Consider the following 18,095-nt stretch of genomic DNA (forward strand, 5'->3'; position numbering starts at 1 on the left):
ATAAACGCCGGCTCCTCATTTTAATTTGAAAATTTAAGCCGTAGCTGGGATAAGACTTTTTCCGGAATCACTTTTTCTTCGACTATAATCCATTCCTTCGTATAGGCTCCCTTAGCAAGCACCCTGACATAGCTTTCTGTTTTTTGTTCTTTGCTTGAAGAGAACGTGATCTTTGCCTTCTCTCCCTCACCTGTGTAACCTGTCAGATTGTATCTGTAGCGAATCCATTCATTTTTACCTTCCTTCTTGGCTGGCTTATTGATTACTGCGTATACATATTGTTCCTTATACAATGGGTTGAACTGATCAAACTCACGTTTAAAAGTTAAATACAGAACCGAGCACACAACCAGTGTGATCAGAATAAAAATGACAGGTTTTTTCATGCTTAATTCCCTCCACCAATAGTTGTTGTTATAACATAGCGTTTTTAACGATTTTTTTGTAATACCCAAGGGTAAAGATAGCGAACATAAAGTAAATGGCGGCATAAGCGCCCATCGCAATTATCGCAGGGATCGTATCGTCCGAAAGAGTGATGAAGTAACTCGCCTTGACTGCATAGATTGAATGTACTATTCCAATGGACAGCGGGAGCAGGAATACCAGCATCTGCTTCCTCAAAATGCCTTTCATGATCATCCTTTCATCAAAACCAAGCTGACGCAATGTTTTAAAGCTCTGCTTCTCCTGCTCGGCTTCGCTCATCTGCTTGAAGTACAGAATGCTGCCGGTAGAAGCAAGAAAAGCAAGGCCCAGAAAGGCAGCAATAAAGATTAATAATCCGGATTGTTCAAGCAGACTTCTGTAGCGGGAATAGTAGTCTGCCGAATAAAAATCATCCGTATTGTATTTCTGGTAGAGGGGTGAAGCAAGCTCAAGCTCCTTCAGGTCTGGCACTTGAAATGTATCGATTTGAACCCGTTCAAAATCATCCGTATCAGACATTCTCCGCTCGATTTCTTCCAGGGTTGCTTCGGACACTAAGATTTGCCTGCCTGATATTCCAGGATTCATAATGTTTTCCACGAATATTTCATTCAGGCGATAACTCTTGGTCTGTTTGTCTGAGCGCAGTTCAAGCATGGTTGGATAACGTTTGGAAAGATCAATGTCATCATATAAGCTCAGTGCAGAAGCATTATATTCTACTGCCTCGCCATAGTCAGGTACAGGGATATCCCTGCCGGATTGTTGCAGCTGTTCCGCTGGAAGCCATAATAACACGCCTTCTCTGTATCCCGATGAAGTCATCGGGTCCAGAACAACACCGTTAACCCGGAACGTATGGATGGTTTGGTGATTGTAACGAATACCTTTGCTGTCCAGCTCGGCTGTAAATGCAGCTGTATCCCGCTGGTTATTCTCAATTGCGAAATCATAAGGATATTCATCGCGGCTGACTTGCTCTACGGAGTAATAAATAGAATACGCAATGGTAACCAGTGTAAGGGTTAAAGCTGAGAGCACAGTAATTAATGTGAGCGAGTTGGCATTGGCTTTCATCCGGTGCATCAGCGGGGCAAGCGAAAGGCTGTTGTACAGGCCTAAGTGTCCTTTTTTACGAATGCGGAACCAGAAAAGGCACCATCTGATCGTCACCCGGAATAAGATATAGGTTCCTGTTATTGTAGAAGCCATTACTAACAGTGCATTAATAGCCAGTTGCTCATCTACCATACGTCCCGATAACTCATAGCCATAACCGATCATAATAACACCAAGTACAGCTAATATAGCCGTAAGAATAGAGGGCCGCTTGCTGACAAGATCAGGCTGCTTATCTGCCTGGAATAAGCCGAGCAGGGTTCTGCGGTTGATCATAACTATCATCTGAATGGAAGTAATAAAAATGATAAGAATAAACACAATTGCCGTCTCTAAAGCTGCCGGTACAGAAAAATTTATTGAAGGCAGGCCGTCCAAGTTGAGCAGTTTCATTAAAATCAGAACAAACAGACGGGATACCAGCGCTCCGGAGAGGATCCCTGCTATTAAAGCACTTAAACCCAGCAAGATATTCTCAATGAGTAAATAACGGATGGTCCAGCCTTTGGAAAGGCCTATGAGCTGGTATAATCCGATTTCCCGGCTGCGTCCTGCGTAAGAAAATACTGTTAGAGGAAACGGCGAAAATTCCGATGATTACCACAAGCAGGACTGCTGCAGACTGAAAGGCTGCCGTGATATTCACACTTGAATCCAGCATGTTCTGTACCTGCTGGTCATACTTGAGTGAGGCAAAGACGAAGAACAGGCTCATGCTGAAAATCAGGGCGAAAAAGTACAAATAGTAATGCTTCACATTTTGCCGCATACTGCGGAGTGCCAGATCAAATACCGTCAATATTATCGCCCCCTAATACCGCCTGCACATCAATGATTTCCTTGAAGAACGACTGTCTGGATTTCTCCCCCCGGTATAATTCGGAATAGATTTTTCCGTCTTTCAGAAAGACCACGCGGCTACAATAGCTGGATGCGACCGGATCGTGCGTGACCATGATTATCGTGACCTCTCTTGTCCGGTTCACCTCGTCCATTACGGACAAAAGCGATGACGCCGATTTGGAATCCAGCGCTCCCGTCGGTTCGTCTGCAAAGATGATGGAAGGCTGATGGATCAGAGCCCGTCCGGCTGCAGTGCGCTGTTTTTGTCCACCTGATATTTCAAAGGGGTACTTCTCCGATAAATCCTTAATGCCCAGTACATCTGCAATCGCTGTAAACTCTCTCTCTGCCTGCTTTTTACTCAGCTTGCTGAGAGATAGCGGCAGAAGGATATTTTCCTTTACCGTCAACGTATCAAGCAGATTGTAATCCTGGAAGATGAATCCAAGCTTGTTACGGCGGAATGCGGAAAGGGCAGCGTTGTTCATGGCGGATATATCTTCATTATCGATTAATATCGTACCGTCAGTGGTCCGGTCAATCGTCGCAAGCACGTTTAGAAGGGTGGTTTTACCGGAACCGGAGGGACCCATGATACCGACGAATTCTTTGCGAAGAACGCGTAAATCAATGCCTTTCAGAACATGCTGGGTACTGCCTCTTGAGCCATATGCTTTATGAACACTACGGGCGTGTAATACTGTATCCTGTTCTTTCATTTCATTCATAGTGGAACCTCCCAGATTTGAATATAGGTTAAGTTTACGCGTATATCTTCCGGGTGTCGCACGTTTCTGGTGACGAGTTGAACCGGTAGGTGACGAATTCGTCAGGTTAACAAAAAAACAGCCAAGATGCCTTGGCTGTTCATAACGGGATATTGTCCGCCTCTCCTCTTCTAACGGTCTCGAATGCATTTGAGTCTGTAAAGGTCATCCTCATGGTCGTGCCTTGCGGCTGGCTGGAATGGACTTGAAGCGTAATTCCAATTTTGACTGCAACGGTTTGGGCAAGATAGAGGCCCAGGCCAGTAGAAGCATTATGAATCCTTCCATTCCCGCCGGTAAATCCTTTGTCAAATATACGCGGAAGGTCATGAGGCTGAATACCAGGGCCCTCGTCAATTAAATCCAGATAGACATTCTCTTGTTCTGTAACATTCGTCCTGAACGTGAGTGACGTACCTGTAGGACTGTATTTGATGGCGTTGGTCAATAACTGTCTAATGATAAAACGGCACCATTTACGGTCTGTAATGACGGTGGCGTCACTGCCTTCAATACTGACTGCCAGGTTTTTTTCCATACACCAGGGTGCCAGTTCCCGGACTTCTTCTGTTGCAAGACGTTGTACCGATACCCGTTCAAGAACATAGTCCGACTCCAGGGCAGGAAGGCGCGTCATATACAGCTGACGGTCTACAAGCAGGTGAATCCGCAGCCATTCTGTTTCCATTTTACGGATAACCGGATCATTATGGCTTGTGGCCATAATCAGTTTCATAGCAGTAAGAGGAGTCTTGATTTCATGAATCCAGGAGGCAATAAAATCATTCTCAACCAGCTGGGCTTCCTTCACCCCAGAAAGCTTCCGTTTGAAATGGGATGAGGCCTCTCTTAATACCTGGCCCGTGATCCTGTCTAATTCATTGTCAGGTTCGGGAAGACTCTCAATCCAGTCAGCGGGCATGACCTCCTGCAGTTTGGCAACCGCTGCCAGATACCTGGTTTCTTTGTTATACCGCCAAATGAAAAATACAACAAACAGAATAATATGCAACGAATTTAAGTATATGAAAGAGGCGGGTCCAACACTTACTCCCGGATCCAGAAGGATCAGCAGGTCAGTCACACCCAGCAAACAGATAAAAAGCAGGATCCAGCTTTTTCTTGAAATCACGTAACGTACTAACATATCATCTTTTCCTCCTATAAAGTCACTGCCATATAACCCATCCCTTTCTTTGTAACAATAGCGTCTGAAAGCCCGAGCGGTTCTAACTTCTGCCGCAAACGGGTGATATTGGCTGTAAGTGTATTATCATTTACAAACTGCTCATCCTCCCACAGCTTACGAATCAGGTCATGACGTGAAATAATAGAATTGTTGAACTTTACCAGTGTAATCAGTAAGAAAAATTCGTTTTTGGTCAAGTCTGCTTCCTCGGCTGACTTTCGGATAATACCTCGCTTTAAATCAATCAAGGCACCGTTCCATTCGAGTGTATCTGCCTGGGTTTCCCCATAAGCGTACGTCCGCCGAAGAATCGCTTGAATTTTGGCATACAGCACATTCGTATGAAAAGGCTTCTGGACAAAATCATCCGCACCCATATTAAGCGCCATAACCATATCTAACGGGTGGTCGCGGGAAGATAAGAAAATGATGGGTACTTCAGATACAGAGCGAATTTCCCTGCACCAATGAAAGCCGTCAAATTTAGGCAGTGTGATATCCATGATTACAAGGTGAGGCTGCTGATCAAGAAACGAACGCATAACCTCATCAAAATCATCCGGTTTTGTAACCCGGAACGCCCAAGCTTCCAGTCCGGTTTGCAGTGCTTCGAATAATGCCTGATCATCTTCAACTATAAATATATTAAATTCCATAGAATGAACTTTCCCCCTTTTGTAATGGATTTAGTTCATGTACATTTTACAACGGCTCGCTTTGGCCATTGGCTTTTCGTATATGAGTTTTCTCCACAGGAATTTGGAAGCTCCAGTCTCCAGTAAGTAAATGCTGCTTAGTCGGGTCATCGAACAGCACCATGCTTTTTACGTTGACTTTCAACAGGAACTTATCTGGAGGCGGCGTCCCGTTGAAGGAATACCGGATGGTCCCGTTTTTGGCCAGCATTACACCTGAAACCGTGGTGATTCCAGGAACCGCTTCCTTCGTTGAAGAGTCTAATTCAAAAGCCGGCTTCACTGATTGCTTCACCCATTCCGACTCCGATATCCTGTTAGAATGTTTCATTGAGTATTGGATAATTAGGTTCTGGCCGTCGAATAAGTACTGGTGAATGAGAAGTGTATAGCCCTTGTCTGTTTTACCGGTGATTAATACCATTTCGTTATTCCCGCTTGCTGGCAACAGTGATGGATCGGCATTATCCTGAGAGACGGAATTCAGCTTTGCCAACAGGGGGGAGGTAAATGAATTCTTAACACTGAATAGCACTACCGAACAGATGAGCAGCACTATTATCAATACCGCTGCTATCCTGGATTGGATTAAGCCGTGTTGCCGGGGGGATATTTTTTGTTTCGGTGTCAGACCTCGTCCGGGGAGCACGGCCGGTATCTGTATAATTTCATTATGAACATGAACATCCTTATGCGACTGGCTGAGGCCGGAAACCGGGAGCCGTGTCTCAAAAATCGTTGCCTTTCTGCTGCTGTGTGCAGTGATACTTCCTCCGTGTACCTCGATAATGCTTTTTGCAATGGCCAGTCCGAGACCTGTACCTCCGGTCTGCTTTGACCGAGAGCTTTCCACCCGGTAAAAGCGGTCGAAAATAAAGGGCAAATCCCGTTCCGGAATAGGGTCTCCATAATTTTGGATCCGCACGACCAGGGCATCTTCATCCTTAGTAATATGGATATCAATATATTTACCCGCTTTACCGTACTGAATGGCATTGGCGATTATATTTTCATACGCCCGTACCAGCAATCCTCCGTCCGCTTGGATCTTGAATTCTCCTTCTTGCATATTCAGCCTGATTTCCATGCCTGCGTTCTCCGTAATCGGCACAAATTCCTCTTCCAGCTGACAGATCAACCCGGCGATATCGAGCTCGCTCAGTTCCAGAGGCATGCCGTTATTGATTCGAGTATATTCAAACAGCTCGTCGATCAATCGCCGAAGCGACAAGGATTTCTCATACGCGATGTTCACATAATAACGTATCTCCACTTCATCCTGGTACCGATCCTCCTCAATCACTTCGAGAAAGCCGAGAATCGAGGTCAGAGGAGTACGCAGGTCATGGGATACACCGGTGATTAAGTCATTTTTGGTTTTTTCCGCCCTGCGTTCCTCCGTTATCGAATGCTTTAACTGCATACTCATCTGGTTAATGCTGTGCGCGACCTCGCCCAATCTGTTACCGGCAATTTCCGTAATTTGATGGTCGAACTGTCCGTCCGCTATCTCCTCCAACCCCCGGGTAATTTCCGCCAGATAATGATCCCATTCACTGCTGAGCTGATTTACACTCTCCGCGACAATGCTTAATTCATCCGTCCCCTTTACTGTCACCACACGCCCGAACCGGCCTGCCGATATTTCCTGCAGCCCTGCGTTGATTTCGTGCAAATCCTGAACCAGACGGAGACTGGCAAGGAAGAAAGTAATAGGAAAGAGAATGATGCCGGTTATGATCATTACGCGAACGGATCCGGCATGCTCAATACTCCAATTGATCGGGGCAGCCACGTATTTGACCTTTTGCAGCGCTCCCGCCATAAAAAAACCGAAAAAAATAGCTGCGCCTGTTAAGAGCAGGCTTGCAACCATAATCAGCATTAATCTCCAACGAATCGTATGCAGCCACTTCAATTTGATCCTACTCACTCCTTGTTTTTAGATCGCTCTCTATTTTGTACCCAATCCCCCACACGGTTTTGATTATACGAGGTTCGCGCGGATTAGATTCTATCTTTTCACGGAGCTTTCGGATATGAACCATTACGCTATTCTTAGATTCCATAAATGCTCGTTCCAGACCTCTTCGTAGATGCGGTCCATGCTAAGCACCACCCCTTTGTTAACTGCAAGCATGTGGAGAAGTGCGAACTCGCGGGGGGTCAGCTTGATTTCCTGCTGATCGACCGTTACCGTATGAGACGCAATGTTAATAACGATGTTATCTATATGTATTTCGTTTGCGTTAGCTGGAACCAAGTTGAACTGATTCATCCTTCGAAGCTGCGACTTGATGCGTGCGATCAGTTCGAGCGGGTTAAATGGTTTGGTTACGTAGTCGTCTGCACCAATACTGAGGCCTGATATTTTATCGATATCTTGGCCTTTAGCCGAGAGCATGATGATGGGAATAGGATTGGTCTCCCGTATTTTCATACAAGCCTGTAACCCGTCCATTGTAGGCATCATTAGATCAAGTACAATTAAATCCACTTGCTCGGATTGCAGAATCCCCAGCGCCTCCAAGCCGTTCGATGCTTGCAGGAGCTTGTAGCCCTCGTTATTAAAGTAAATTTTCATCAATTGGATGATTTCCGCTTCGTCATCCACCATCAAAATCGTACTTTCCGCCATAGTTCCTCCCTTGATCCTTGTATCTTTCTTAAATAGAAAAGAAGCACGATAATTATAAGCGATATTTCTCAGGCATTGAAACATTTCAGCGTTATTTAAGGAAATGATAAGAAGTTGGGTAGCCAGCTGATAAGTTTTCTCTAATATACTTGGTCCAATACAAGCGAATAACCGTTTGGAAAAACAAATGAGTGGAGGTTTTATTTTTGAAGAACAATTTAATACAGAAGGTCATGCTGGCTAGTCTCAGTGTAATGTTAATCGGTACATCAGCAGGTCTCGGCTCAGGTCAACAAGTTTCCGCAAATTCGGACAGCCAGACAAATACGAAAGATACTTTAAAAGTATTGTACTGGAACGCAGATGATTTCAATACGACATATGGGGATTTGTTTAGTAAGAAGTACCCGGATACAAACATCCAAGTAGTTGCGCCTACAGGTACCAGTGCGATTACGGACTATAATGCGGCAATCCAAAAGTATTCACCAGATCTTGTGATGCTCCCTCCATACCATTACAAGCAGCTGTCTAAAGCTAAAAAGCTGGTGGATTTAGAGACGTTAATTAAGCGGGATGAGTATGATATGACGACGTTATACCCCGGCCTGCTTGATGAATTGAAGAAACAGGGCGGCGGACAACTTTATGGGTTAAGCTCAAAAGCGGAGTCGTATGCTCTGCTGTATAATGCTGATCTGTTTAAAAAGTACAAGGTGAAAACACCAAGTGATGGAATGACGTGGGAAGAGATATTGAATTTGGCTAAGAAATTCCCTGTTAAGGGAGATAAGAACTCCCGGATTTGGGGCCTAAGCTCGTTTGGATCCAGCAATCTGGTAATGGATATCGCCAGAACAGAAGGATTAACGTATGTGGATCCTAGTACTCTCAAAGCTACTGCGAATACAACTGCATGGAAAAATGCCTATCGGATATCAGTCGAGGCCACGAAGTCCGGGGTGCTTGACGAAAGGATTAGTCTTTCGGGCAAAAGTTACCTGGAAAGCAGTCCGTTCATAATGGGACGGTCCGCTATGGTAGTAGCCTCTATCAGTCAACTGAAGTCCCTGCAAGCAGCAAAAAGTAGTGTGAAGAATTATAAACCGTTTACGGTTGGAATTGCTGCCGGTCCTGCGGATCCCAAGGATCGGAAGTCAACAGGAAATGTTTATGTTTCAGAGATTTTAGCAATTCCGGCAGGTGCAGCGAATGTAGATGCCGCGTGGGATTTTATCAAATATTTCAATGGGGATGATTACGCCAAAGAGTACTATAAAGGCTCATCTATCAGTGCTCCTCTATCCCGAATGATTAAGGAGTACTCCGGCTACAAGCTGGATGCGTTTTATAAATTAAATCCCGATCTGGATTCCTCTATAACAAGTTATGTTCTTATGAACAAGTCACCAGAATTTGAATCAAATTTCCGGTCAGTTCTAGGTAAAGAGCTAACACAGGTAATTAAAGGGAATAAAACATTAGAGAAAGCAGCCGCTGCCATTCAATCAGGCACTCAAGCTATTGCGGATAAAATGCGTTCGTTTCGGTAGAGGTTAAATAACAAAGTGCGGCCTGCCCTTTACGAGGATAGGTCGCATTTTTTGCGCAAAGAGAACATCCCAAGGGAGAGCAGATATAACCGTTACCTGATATACTTGGGACATCAAATTGATTAGGAAGGTATTAATATGGAGAAGTATACGATGAAAGAAATAAAGATTGGATTGCTTTCTCAGGTAGAACGTAAGCGCAATAAGCACCGGATCTGCGATTGTTAAAATGAAAGGGAAGTGAGAGAAATGAAAACCAAAACGAAAAGAAATCAGCGGCGGTTCGCCATTAGCATGATGGCGGCATTAATTTCATCAACCATGGTTTGTTCCTTATCCGGTCTCCATACGGCTGATGCGGCTTCCGTTATGAAATATAAGGTTACCGCGCAGCCATTCGACATCGAAGGGAAGGAGTCAAGCATCGGTACGATCAATAAAGACGGTTTAACCTATATTGAGCTCCGCAATTTGAATACGGCATTGAGTTTAAATACCTCGTTTGATAAAGCTAGTCAAATCGTAAAAGTGTCGGGAAACGGCCGTTTACTGTACATTAACCTGACCAATAATGCCATTACTTTAAATGGACAGCCTGTTTATGGTCCTCAAGTCATTCTCCAGAACAACACGACATATTTACCACTTCGTTTTTTGCTGGAACGCATGGGTTATGTGGTTTCCTACCAAAATAATACAAAGCAGGTCGGGATTCAAAAAATCAAGGAAAATGATCTTCAAATTGATGCGAAGGAGATCGGGGCTGACGGGGATGGAAAGTCCCTGCTCGTCTATTATCCAGCGGTAAAGGGATTTGCCAATGCAGACGTTCAACATAAAATCAATGCTCTATTGAAGCAAGATACGGACAAAACCATTGCAGAAGCATCGAAGGAAATGGATAAGATCGTCAAGGAAAACAATCAAACCTTAGCCAATAATCCGAAGGCAGAGGTACGGCCGCCAAGTTTCGAAAGCAGATTTACAGTTACGTATAACGAGAGCGGAAAATTGAGCCTGTATGTGGATTACAATCTCTATCTGGGTGGAGCACACGGAAACACAACGCGTGTACCTTACACGTTCGATCTTTCAACCGGGGATCTGATTTCATTAAAAGATGCAGCAGGCAACGCCAATTATGTGAATATCATTAACAGCCAAATCCAAAAACAACTCAAACAACGCGAGCTGTATGTAAACGTACCGTTTAACTCGATTGAGCCGGATCGTGAATACTTCCTGAGCCATACTGGGATCGTTATCTACTTCAAAGAGAACGAGTATACTTCCTTTGCTGACGGGATGCCTGAATTCGTAATTCCTTTTACAGTATTCAAATGATCAAATAAATTATATTTCCATTGAAAGTCGCTTATTATAGCGGCTTTTTTTGTATTTCCGGGTTAAAAATAATTATTGACCAAACATTCCGGAAATGCTATATTAATTATAGATCGAACAGTCAAGAAAATAAGGAGGCAGCGACCGGAGTTAAACCGTATGAAAAGCTAGAATATTTTTTTGAACATTTCGGACTGAATGATCTAATTATAAAAACAATAAACTGGAGGAATCAACCATGACAAACCAAATCAAAACGCAAGAAGTAGAAGCCGTACGTGAAAGAGCGCAGCAAGCCTTCCGCAACCACCTGAAGCACCTGTCCGGCGGAGACATCAAGGCATGGGTCGATCTGTGGGAGGAGAACGGCGTGCTGGAGTTCCCTTATGGACCAGCAGGATTCCCGGACCGTAAGGAAGGTAAGGCTGAGCTGTACGACTACATGCAGAACTTTCCGAGACATTTTGAAGTTCAGTTCACCGATCTTCATTTCCATCTAACTATTGACCCCGAGCTGGTAGTCGCAGAGTTCAAGTCGTTCGGCAAGCACCGGGAGACGGGCAACCCGTACAACCAGACCTATATCAGCGTGGTGGAGACCAAAGAGGGGCTGATCACGCGCTACCGGGATTTCTGGAATCCGCTGGTGGCGATCAAGTCGGTCGGCAGCGTGAATGATGCGGTACGTTTCTCGAATTAACGAGCGGCAGGACGACGTGATATCTTTTTAAGCAACCTTCATCCGCCTCTTCTTGACTGAACGATCTAATATCGTTAGCATAGAGGAGGAGAAAGGGGTTATCCATTTGGCTAGAAGCAAAGAATTTGACACGAATCTCGTGCTGCATAAGGCGATGGAGGTGTTCGGGCATTATGGCTATGAAGGCACCTCCATGCACCTGCTACTCGATGGTTTAGGTATTGCACGTCAAAGCCTGTACGATACGTATGGTACAAAACGGGATCTGTTTTTAAAGGCAACTAAACATTATGTGGACGAAAAGTCCTCAGCAGTTGTCGCCTATCTGGCAGAGACGACACCAGTGAAGCGAGCTATCAAGGATATATTCGCCGTCATTGGAGATACATTAAGAGACGAGCAGCGCCGCAAGGAGTGCTTTATTCTCTATAGTGCGATTGACCAGGTGCCGCATGATCCAGAGATTGCAGAGCTATTCGAACAGGACAAAATCCGCCTGGAAGAAGCGTTGTACGAAGCGTTGGTACGCGGCCAGCAGCAGGGAGAGTTCAGTCCGAACCGGGATATGCGTGCACTGGCGAGGTACTTGTACCATTCACGGTATGGGCTAACGCAAGTAGCAAAATTAACGGACGATCCGCTCGTCATTGAGCAGATTACTGCGATTACACTTTCAGTATTGGAACAAGGATGAAGCGTCGTAAGGTGCTTCATTCCTTTTTCCTCAAAATAGACCAAACAGTCAAAAAAGTATAGTTTGCAGATCTTTATCTGCAAGAGAAAGGAATTGATAAGATGAATTCAACACGGTTTAAAGGTTTAGCCTTATTCATTCTAGCCATTTCACAGCTGGTTTTGGCACTGGATTATACGATTATATTTGTAGCTATGCCGTCATTAGGTAATGAGCTTGGATTCTCGGCCAATCATCTCCAGTGGGTGGTTAGTGCCTATTCACTCGCTTTCGGAGGTTTCCTGCTCATCGGGGGAAGACTGTCGGACCTGTTAGGCAGAAGACGCATGTTTATGATTGCAATAGGACTTTTTGGAATAGGCTCGCTGTTAGGAGGACTTGCAGAGTCCCAAATGATGTTAATCGTAGCCAGAGCCCTGCAAGGTTTGGGTGGGGCACTACTTCGCCGGCAACGCTATCGCTAATCATGTCTAACTTTAAAGAAGGACCTGAACGAAACCGTGCTATGGGAATCTGGGCAGCGATGGGCGGGGTAGGGATGTCGCTCGGCCTACTGCTGGGAGGATTTCTGACTAGTTATATCGGATGGGAAGCAACCTTCCTGGTAAATGTACCAATCGCACTTTTCGTTGTCATTCTCGCACCTTTTGTATTGAAGGAAAGCAAAGTATCTGTGGCTACTAAATACTTTGATGCGGCTGGAGCCGTCTCGGTTACAGCGGGTCTGTTGCTCGTTGTTTATTATTTAATCCAAGCCCCCGTTGAAGGCTGGCTGAGTACTTCCACACTTCCAGCTGCATTGATTGGCGTGCTGATGTTACTTGCTTTTGTCATGATAGAGCGACGAACGCAAGAACCGCTGATCTCCTTCCGTATGTTCCGGAATCGTAATCTGACGGGAGCTACACTTACTGCATTTCTGTTCTCGGCTTCCTTTGGTTCATTATATTATTTCATGACTTTGTATACCCAAGGCGTACTGGAGTTTTCAGCCATTGAATCCGGATTTAGCTTTTTACCATTGACGCTTAGTGCTTTTGTTGGGGCTAAACTGATTAACTGGATGTTAAGCAGAGTTGGTGTAGCCGGTACCATTGCAACGGGGATGGGACTAGGCGCAATCGGATTCCTCATGCTGACCGGGCTATCCGAGACTGGCTCTGCTTGGGGAATCATCCCGGGAACGGTGGTCATAGGTATTGGTCAGGCTTTAGTGTTCACGACAATGTTTATTGCAGGCAGTGCAGGTATTGAACCGGAACAACAGGGTGTTGCTTCTGCATTAATCTCAACCGGTCAGCAAATTGGTGGAGCGATCGGACTGGCGGTAATTATGGCTATTATTTCAGCGAGTCTGGGAACAGGTGCGACACTAGAACACATGGTTCCAGCCGATTTGAATCATGCGATTCATACGGCGTTCCTAATTGCTGCTGGCACCACTTTACTAGGCATTGTGGTTGCCTTCCTGGCTTTGAAACAAACCAAATCATCGGCAGTAAATGATAACCACGTACAGGCAGCTCATTAATGAGCAACATTTCAAAGGATATGAAAAAAGCAAAAGACCGAGGAAAGCCTTTTTAGGTCTTTTGCTTTTTTTATATTATTCCCAGTGGTATTAAGTGGGGACCGTCCGTGCTTATTATCCTAGGGTCCAAGGAACAAAGCCGCGGAGCAGAGAGACTTAGTCACTGACACTCCTCAGACTTCTTTTTATATATCCGACTGACTCTGTCTGTATTTATGAGGCGTTACTCCTGTCAAAGCTTTAAACATCCGGTAAAAATGAGTTGGTGTTTCGTATCCGCATTGTTCTGAAATATCAGCAATCTTGTGATCTGAGCGGATCAGGAGCTCTTTGGCACGGATAATCCGTTTGGCATTTACATATTGGGTAACATTCATAGTGGTCAATTGGCGGAAAACGCGTGAGAAATGTGGCGCGGATACATTGGCTTTTTCTGCGAGCCTGGCAAGGGAAGCTTCTCGTTCGGGATGCTCGTCGATGTCACGCAGCACCTGCTTCATCCAGGAAGGGCCTACGCCAGTTTCGAGTGGGGCATTGCGTTTGCGGATGGACTGGACATGCCGGTTGATTTGCAGTAAAAGCTGGCATGAGAGAAGCTTAACGGCTTCATGATAGCCCAATTTTTGTTCTTCCAGCTCCTGATGGATTTGGCCGAGCGCCGTTTCCGTAACAGATCTCAGAGGTTCCTGGAGCTCAATCTGGTATATCCCTTTTTGTCCGGCAAAATCAAAGCATAATAAGCTGTTGTACGAATCGTCCATCGGCTCCATCGCAAGCAGAGTAGGCGCAAAGTAAAGGGCTGAGGATAGAATGGGATCTTCGTTATGCGGCAGAGAATGATGGATCGTGTTCCCCGGTATGATGAACAGGTCACCCTGCTTTTTTTCAAACCAGGCATTATCAATAAAGAAATAAAGAATACCCCCTTACCCTGATGGATATAGACTAGCTCATACCGGTCATGCAGATGATCCGGAAGCTCGTTCATTTGTCTTTTTACCGTTTTGTATGCAAGCTCAAAGGGAAACAGAGGGTCGCCAAAGAAGGGTTTACGGATAGGCTTCACTCAGATCACTCCTTTAAAGGATGTTGTAATGCTATGATCAAATATCAAAATAGGTTATAAAAATGCATGTTTAGGACATTAAATACTTGATTCTCTTAGTATACAATGTTCATTGAAGAGGAGCATTACATTATGAATGCAGAAGAGGTGTGCAGCAGGATGCGTATTGACGCTCATCAGCACTACTGGAAAATCGCACTGGGAGATTACGGCTGGATTACACCGGAGCTGCCGGTGTTGTACCGGGATTTCATGCCGGTTGATCTGGAGCCGCTGCTTCAAACACAGAGCCTTGACGGGAGTATTATTGTTCAGGCTGCCCCGACGGTTGAGGAGACGGATTTTATTTTATCCATCGCTGACCAATCGCCATCTGTGCTTGGGGTGGTAGGCTGGCTGGACCTTTTCGACCCGAACCACCGCCTAATCTATGAAAAGTTCAGGCAGCATCCGAAATTTAAGGGATTTCGGATTATGATTCAAGACATGCCGGATGCTTACCGGATATTAGATCCTACATTTGTAGAAGCGCTCCGCGGATATGCGGAAGAGGGTGTGCCGGTAGATCTGCTGCTGGTTTCCGGTCAGATGGACGCTGTATTAAAGCTGCTTAAGCAGGTTCCTGATCTGCGTGGAGTTATTGATCATATTGGCAAGCCGCCGATCCGGGATAAGGAGATGGAGCCGTGGAAGCAGTTCATGGCTGAATTTGCCCGGTACCCTCAAACCTATTGCAAATTATCCGGAATGGTCACAGAAGGCGATCATAACCAGTGGCGCAAAGAAGACTTTCTTCCATATATCCGCACAGTATTAGAACTCTTCGGTCCGCAGCGGGTAATGTTCGGCAGTGACTGGCCGGTATGTCTTTTGGCGGCAGATTATTCTGAGGTTTTGGACATTCTGGTCGGCTCTCTGCCAGAAGCCTGGGGGGAATATGAGCGCGGCCGTTTATTTGGTGAAAATGCGAAAGCGTTTTACAAGCTATGAATCTGCTGAACGGGGGTACTTGTAATGAAATATCGTACATTAGGAAATACCGGGCTTGATGTGTCGGTGCTAAGCTTTGGTGCTTCTTCGCTAGGATCGGTTTTTCGTGAGACGGATGACCGGCAGAGTATCAAGACTGTACATGCTGCCATTGATGCAGGCATTAACTATATTGATGTTTCACCCTATTACGGTCTGACCAAAGCAGAGACGGTACTTGGAAAGGCGGTTCAGGAGCTGCAGCGCGACAAGTTCCTGCTGTCCTCCAAAGCCGGGCGCTACGGTGAAGCGGCCTTTGATTTTTCCGCAAAGCGTATCTTCAGCAGTGTGGAAGAGAGCCTCAAACGGCTGCACACAGACTATCTGGATATTCTTTTCCTGCATGATATTGAATTCGTACCTGCTGCTATTCTTATGGAGGAAGCGGTACCGGCGATGGTTAAGCTGAAGGAGCAGGGCAAAATCCGCTTCAGCGGGATCAGCGGCCTGCCTTTACAGCTGTTTGAAAAGCTGCTCCCGCAAATGGATGTGGACGCGATTCTATCCTACTGCCATTATTCGCTTAACGATACGTCTCTATTGGAATTGCTGCCGCTGCTTCAGTCAAAAGGAACCGGATTGGTCAATGCTTCACCCCTATCTATGGGACTTCTGAGCACGCGTGAAACGGCAGATTGGCATCCTGCAGGAAGCAGGCTAAAAGCAGTATGCAAACAAGCCGCGGAACATTGTGCCTCCAGAGGTACGGATATCGCCAAGCTGGCAGTGCAGTATTCTACCAGCCATGAAGAGATTCCGACCACACTTGTCAGCACAGCTACTCCTGCGAATATTATCAATAATGCCGCCTGGACTGATGAAAAGATGGACGCTGAGCTGCTGCAGGAAGTGCTGGATATACTGAAGCCCGTTCACAATGAATCATGGGTTAGCGGCCGTCCCGAATACAATGAACGTCTGGAACCGGCCAAAGGGGGCGGAACAGCATAATGAAGGGCATTGTCTGCGAGGAAATCGGGAAATTTGTCTTGCATGAAGATTTAACGGAGCCCTTACTGGAAAAGGGAGCGGCCATCGTCCGCATTCGCCGGATTGGAATCTGCGGAACGGACCTGCATGCCTATCAGGGCAATCAGCCGTTTTTTAGCTACCCGCGGGTGCTCGGTCATGAACTTGCCGGCGTTATCGAAGCGGTAGGAGAGAATGAGGCAGGGCTGCACGTAGGGGATCAGGTTAGCATTGTACCCTACATGCACTGCGGTGAATGTTCAGCTTGTCTGGGCGGAAAAACAAACTGCTGCAAAAATATGAAGGTGTTCGGTGTCCATATTGATGGAGGAATGCGTGAGCTGGTCTCTATTCCGCTCAGTCATTTAATCAAGACAGAGGGGCTTACGCTTGATCAAGCTGCAATGCTGGAGCCGCTGGCGATTGGTGCCCATGCCATCCGGCGCTCCGGCTTGACCGAGGGAGACACTGTCCTTGTAATTGGTGCAGGCCCGATTGGCCTGGGCGTTATGGCACTTGCCCGGTATGCAGGCGCCAAGGTCATCGCCATGGATGTTAATGAGGAACGGCTGGAATTTTGCCGCGAATGGGCGCAAGTAGAGCATACAGTGAACGCGCTGCAGCCGCCGCAAGAGCAGCTTACAGCTATTAAGGGGGAACCAAATGCCGCCTTTGTCATTGATGCAACAGGGAATGCCAAATCCATGACCGATGCATTTGATCTGGTTGCGCATGGCGGATCGCTTGTGTACGTAGGTCTGGTCAAAAGCGATATTACCTTTAATGACCCCAACTTCCACAGTCACGAGATGAGCTTGATGGGCAGCCGCAACGCGACCATGGAGGACTTCAATTTTGTACTGAAGGCTATCTCGGCCGGATACGTTGATATAGACCGTTATATCACTCACCGTTCGAATTTTGTAGATATGATTAATCATTTTGACAGCTGGCTCAAGCCGGAATCCAAGGTGATTAAAGCGTTGGTTGAAATGAATGATTAATAGAAATGATTAATAGAAATGAAGTTCCTTTAATCGGATTAACATAGGTTAATCCATTTTTTTATTTCATTCATTTAATCCTGTAACTCTACCTCTTTCAATATTGCCTACATGATTCATAGATCATCTTTAAAATAATTCTTGCATTATATTTCTGTACATGGTATATTATTATTCCGGCCAAGAAATGCTGAAAAGCATCTACGCCAAGCTCGAAAAAAGAAATTAAAAAAAGAGCTTGCAACGAACGACCGGATGTGATATAGTATAAGAGTTGCTGCTGACGAGAACATCGACGGTAACAACGAGCTTGATCTTTGAAAACTGAACAACGAGTGAGTATCGGAAATCACTTCGGTGATTCCAAATTAGAGAATGTAACATTCTCGTCAGATGTTTCAAAATGAGCGAATCGCTCTTTCGATAGTTTTCGGATGGTTATTTCCTCGAAGTCATTCGGGTGAAGTAGCCGCACGGAAAAACCTTATTGGAGAGTTTGATCCTGGCTCAGGACGAACGCTGGCG

15 protein-coding genes and 3 pseudogenes are annotated in these 18,095 nt (G+C 45.7%); 8 read left to right on the forward strand and 10 right to left on the reverse strand.

From position 1 onward, the window contains the following. Positions 1-20: 20 nt before the first annotated feature. The 9 genes and pseudogenes from AWJ19_RS17790 to AWJ19_RS17820 all read right to left on the reverse strand — a co-directional run bounded on the left by AWJ19_RS17790 (position 21) and on the right by AWJ19_RS17820 (position 7,680). Positions 21-386 (reverse strand): YxeA family protein, encoded by a 366-nt coding sequence (locus AWJ19_RS17790; RefSeq protein WP_068725725.1) that lies wholly within the window; start codon positions 384-386, stop codon positions 21-23. 28 nt (positions 387-414) lie between these two features. Then, the gene (locus tag AWJ19_RS17795; RefSeq protein ID WP_241781792.1) at positions 415-1,713 is read right to left on the reverse strand and encodes an FtsX-like permease family protein; all 1,299 of its coding nucleotides are present in this window, start codon (positions 1,711-1,713) and stop codon (positions 415-417) included. A 159-nt stretch (positions 1,714-1,872) separates the two neighbouring features. After that, positions 1,873-2,085: pseudogene (locus tag AWJ19_RS36745) on the reverse strand (FtsX-like permease family protein); the annotation flags it as partial. Then, positions 2,024-2,347: a hypothetical protein gene (locus AWJ19_RS36750; RefSeq protein ID WP_241781793.1), complete on the reverse strand. Its 324-nt coding sequence runs from the start codon at positions 2,345-2,347 to the stop codon at positions 2,024-2,026. The gene AWJ19_RS36750 and the pseudogene AWJ19_RS36745, both read right to left, overlap by 62 nt. Then, positions 2,334-3,119 carry an ABC transporter ATP-binding protein gene (locus AWJ19_RS17800; RefSeq protein ID WP_068725727.1) on the reverse strand — a complete coding sequence of 262 codons (786 nt, stop codon included), beginning with the start codon at positions 3,117-3,119 and terminating at the stop codon, positions 2,334-2,336. Before AWJ19_RS17800 ends, AWJ19_RS36750 begins: the two co-directional genes overlap by 14 nt. Before the next feature lie 139 nt (positions 3,120-3,258). After that, entirely contained in the window at positions 3,259-4,305 is a 1,047-nt protein-coding gene (locus AWJ19_RS17805; protein WP_068725729.1) for a sensor histidine kinase, read from the reverse strand. Between the two features lie 14 nt (positions 4,306-4,319). After that, the gene (locus tag AWJ19_RS17810; protein WP_068725731.1) at positions 4,320-5,003 is read right to left on the reverse strand and encodes a response regulator transcription factor; all 684 of its coding nucleotides are present in this window, start codon (positions 5,001-5,003) and stop codon (positions 4,320-4,322) included. A 46-nt stretch (positions 5,004-5,049) separates the two neighbouring features. Next, positions 5,050-6,960 (reverse strand): ATP-binding protein, encoded by a 1,911-nt coding sequence (locus AWJ19_RS37630; RefSeq protein WP_128083636.1) that lies wholly within the window; start codon positions 6,958-6,960, stop codon positions 5,050-5,052. 7 nt (positions 6,961-6,967) lie between these two features. Continuing rightward, positions 6,968-7,680, reverse strand: a pseudogene (locus tag AWJ19_RS17820) (response regulator transcription factor). Between the two features lie 206 nt (positions 7,681-7,886). On the opposite strand from AWJ19_RS17820, the gene AWJ19_RS17825 reads away from it, so the two are divergent. From AWJ19_RS17825 to AWJ19_RS17845, 5 genes and pseudogenes are all read left to right on the forward strand, one after another. Then, complete coding sequence (locus tag AWJ19_RS17825; protein ID WP_068725734.1) at positions 7,887-9,233, forward strand: extracellular solute-binding protein; 1,347 nt, start codon at positions 7,887-7,889, stop codon at positions 9,231-9,233. A gap of 249 nt (positions 9,234-9,482) precedes the next feature. Further along, a complete protein-coding gene (locus AWJ19_RS17830; protein WP_068725736.1) occupies positions 9,483-10,577 on the forward strand; it encodes a DUF4163 domain-containing protein in 1,095 nt (364 codons plus the stop codon). A 238-nt stretch (positions 10,578-10,815) separates the two neighbouring features. Further along, entirely contained in the window at positions 10,816-11,277 is a 462-nt protein-coding gene (locus AWJ19_RS17835; RefSeq protein WP_068725737.1) for a nuclear transport factor 2 family protein, read from the forward strand. Positions 11,278-11,383: 106 nt separating this feature from the next. Further along, entirely contained in the window at positions 11,384-11,971 is a 588-nt protein-coding gene (locus tag AWJ19_RS17840; RefSeq protein WP_068725739.1) for a TetR/AcrR family transcriptional regulator, read from the forward strand. A gap of 194 nt (positions 11,972-12,165) precedes the next feature. Then, a pseudogene (locus tag AWJ19_RS17845) lies at positions 12,166-13,502 on the forward strand (MFS transporter). A 185-nt stretch (positions 13,503-13,687) separates the two neighbouring features. Here the strand turns inward: AWJ19_RS17845 and AWJ19_RS17850 are convergent. After that, positions 13,688-14,422: an AraC family transcriptional regulator gene (locus tag AWJ19_RS17850; RefSeq protein WP_347231127.1), complete on the reverse strand. Its 735-nt coding sequence runs from the start codon at positions 14,420-14,422 to the stop codon at positions 13,688-13,690. A gap of 305 nt (positions 14,423-14,727) precedes the next feature. Here AWJ19_RS17850 and AWJ19_RS17855 point away from each other — a divergent pair, with 305 nt between their 5' ends. The 3 genes from AWJ19_RS17855 to AWJ19_RS17865 are packed head-to-tail and all read left to right on the forward strand — an operon-like array spanning position 14,728 to position 17,570. Next, entirely contained in the window at positions 14,728-15,558 is an 831-nt protein-coding gene (locus AWJ19_RS17855) for an amidohydrolase family protein (protein WP_068725755.1), read from the forward strand. Between the two features lie 24 nt (positions 15,559-15,582). Beyond that, positions 15,583-16,548 carry an aldo/keto reductase gene (locus AWJ19_RS17860; RefSeq protein ID WP_068725741.1) on the forward strand — a complete coding sequence of 322 codons (966 nt, stop codon included), beginning with the start codon at positions 15,583-15,585 and terminating at the stop codon, positions 16,546-16,548. Further along, a complete protein-coding gene (locus tag AWJ19_RS17865) occupies positions 16,548-17,570 on the forward strand; it encodes a zinc-binding alcohol dehydrogenase family protein (RefSeq protein ID WP_068725743.1) in 1,023 nt (340 codons plus the stop codon). The genes AWJ19_RS17860 and AWJ19_RS17865 overlap by 1 nt, the downstream gene beginning before the upstream one ends. Positions 17,571-18,095: the final 525 nt, after the last annotated feature.

This window comes from Paenibacillus sp. DMB5, from assembly GCF_001517085.1.
In the GTDB taxonomy this organism is placed as follows: Bacteria; Bacillota; Bacilli; order Paenibacillales; family Paenibacillaceae; genus Paenibacillus_AQ.

Coding starts and splice junctions, on each gene's coding strand:
- AWJ19_RS17805 (WP_068725729.1), bottom strand. CDS start 4,305: ATGTTAGTACGTTACGTGATTTCAAGAAAAAGCTGGATCCTGCTTTTT.
- AWJ19_RS17865 (WP_068725743.1), top strand. CDS start 16,548: ATGAAGGGCATTGTCTGCGAGGAAATCGGGAAATTTGTCTTGCATGAA.
- AWJ19_RS17855 (WP_068725755.1), top strand. CDS start 14,728: ATGCGTATTGACGCTCATCAGCACTACTGGAAAATCGCACTGGGAGAT.
- AWJ19_RS17860 (WP_068725741.1), top strand. CDS start 15,583: ATGAAATATCGTACATTAGGAAATACCGGGCTTGATGTGTCGGTGCTA.
- AWJ19_RS17790 (WP_068725725.1), bottom strand. CDS start 386: ATGAAAAAACCTGTCATTTTTATTCTGATCACACTGGTTGTGTGCTCG.
- AWJ19_RS17835 (WP_068725737.1), top strand. CDS start 10,816: ATGACAAACCAAATCAAAACGCAAGAAGTAGAAGCCGTACGTGAAAGA.
- AWJ19_RS17800 (WP_068725727.1), bottom strand. CDS start 3,119: ATGAATGAAATGAAAGAACAGGATACAGTATTACACGCCCGTAGTGTT.
- AWJ19_RS17830 (WP_068725736.1), top strand. CDS start 9,483: ATGAAAACCAAAACGAAAAGAAATCAGCGGCGGTTCGCCATTAGCATG.
- AWJ19_RS17810 (WP_068725731.1), bottom strand. CDS start 5,003: ATGGAATTTAATATATTTATAGTTGAAGATGATCAGGCATTATTCGAA.
- AWJ19_RS17795 (WP_241781792.1), bottom strand. CDS start 1,713: ATGATCGGTTATGGCTATGAGTTATCGGGACGTATGGTAGATGAGCAA.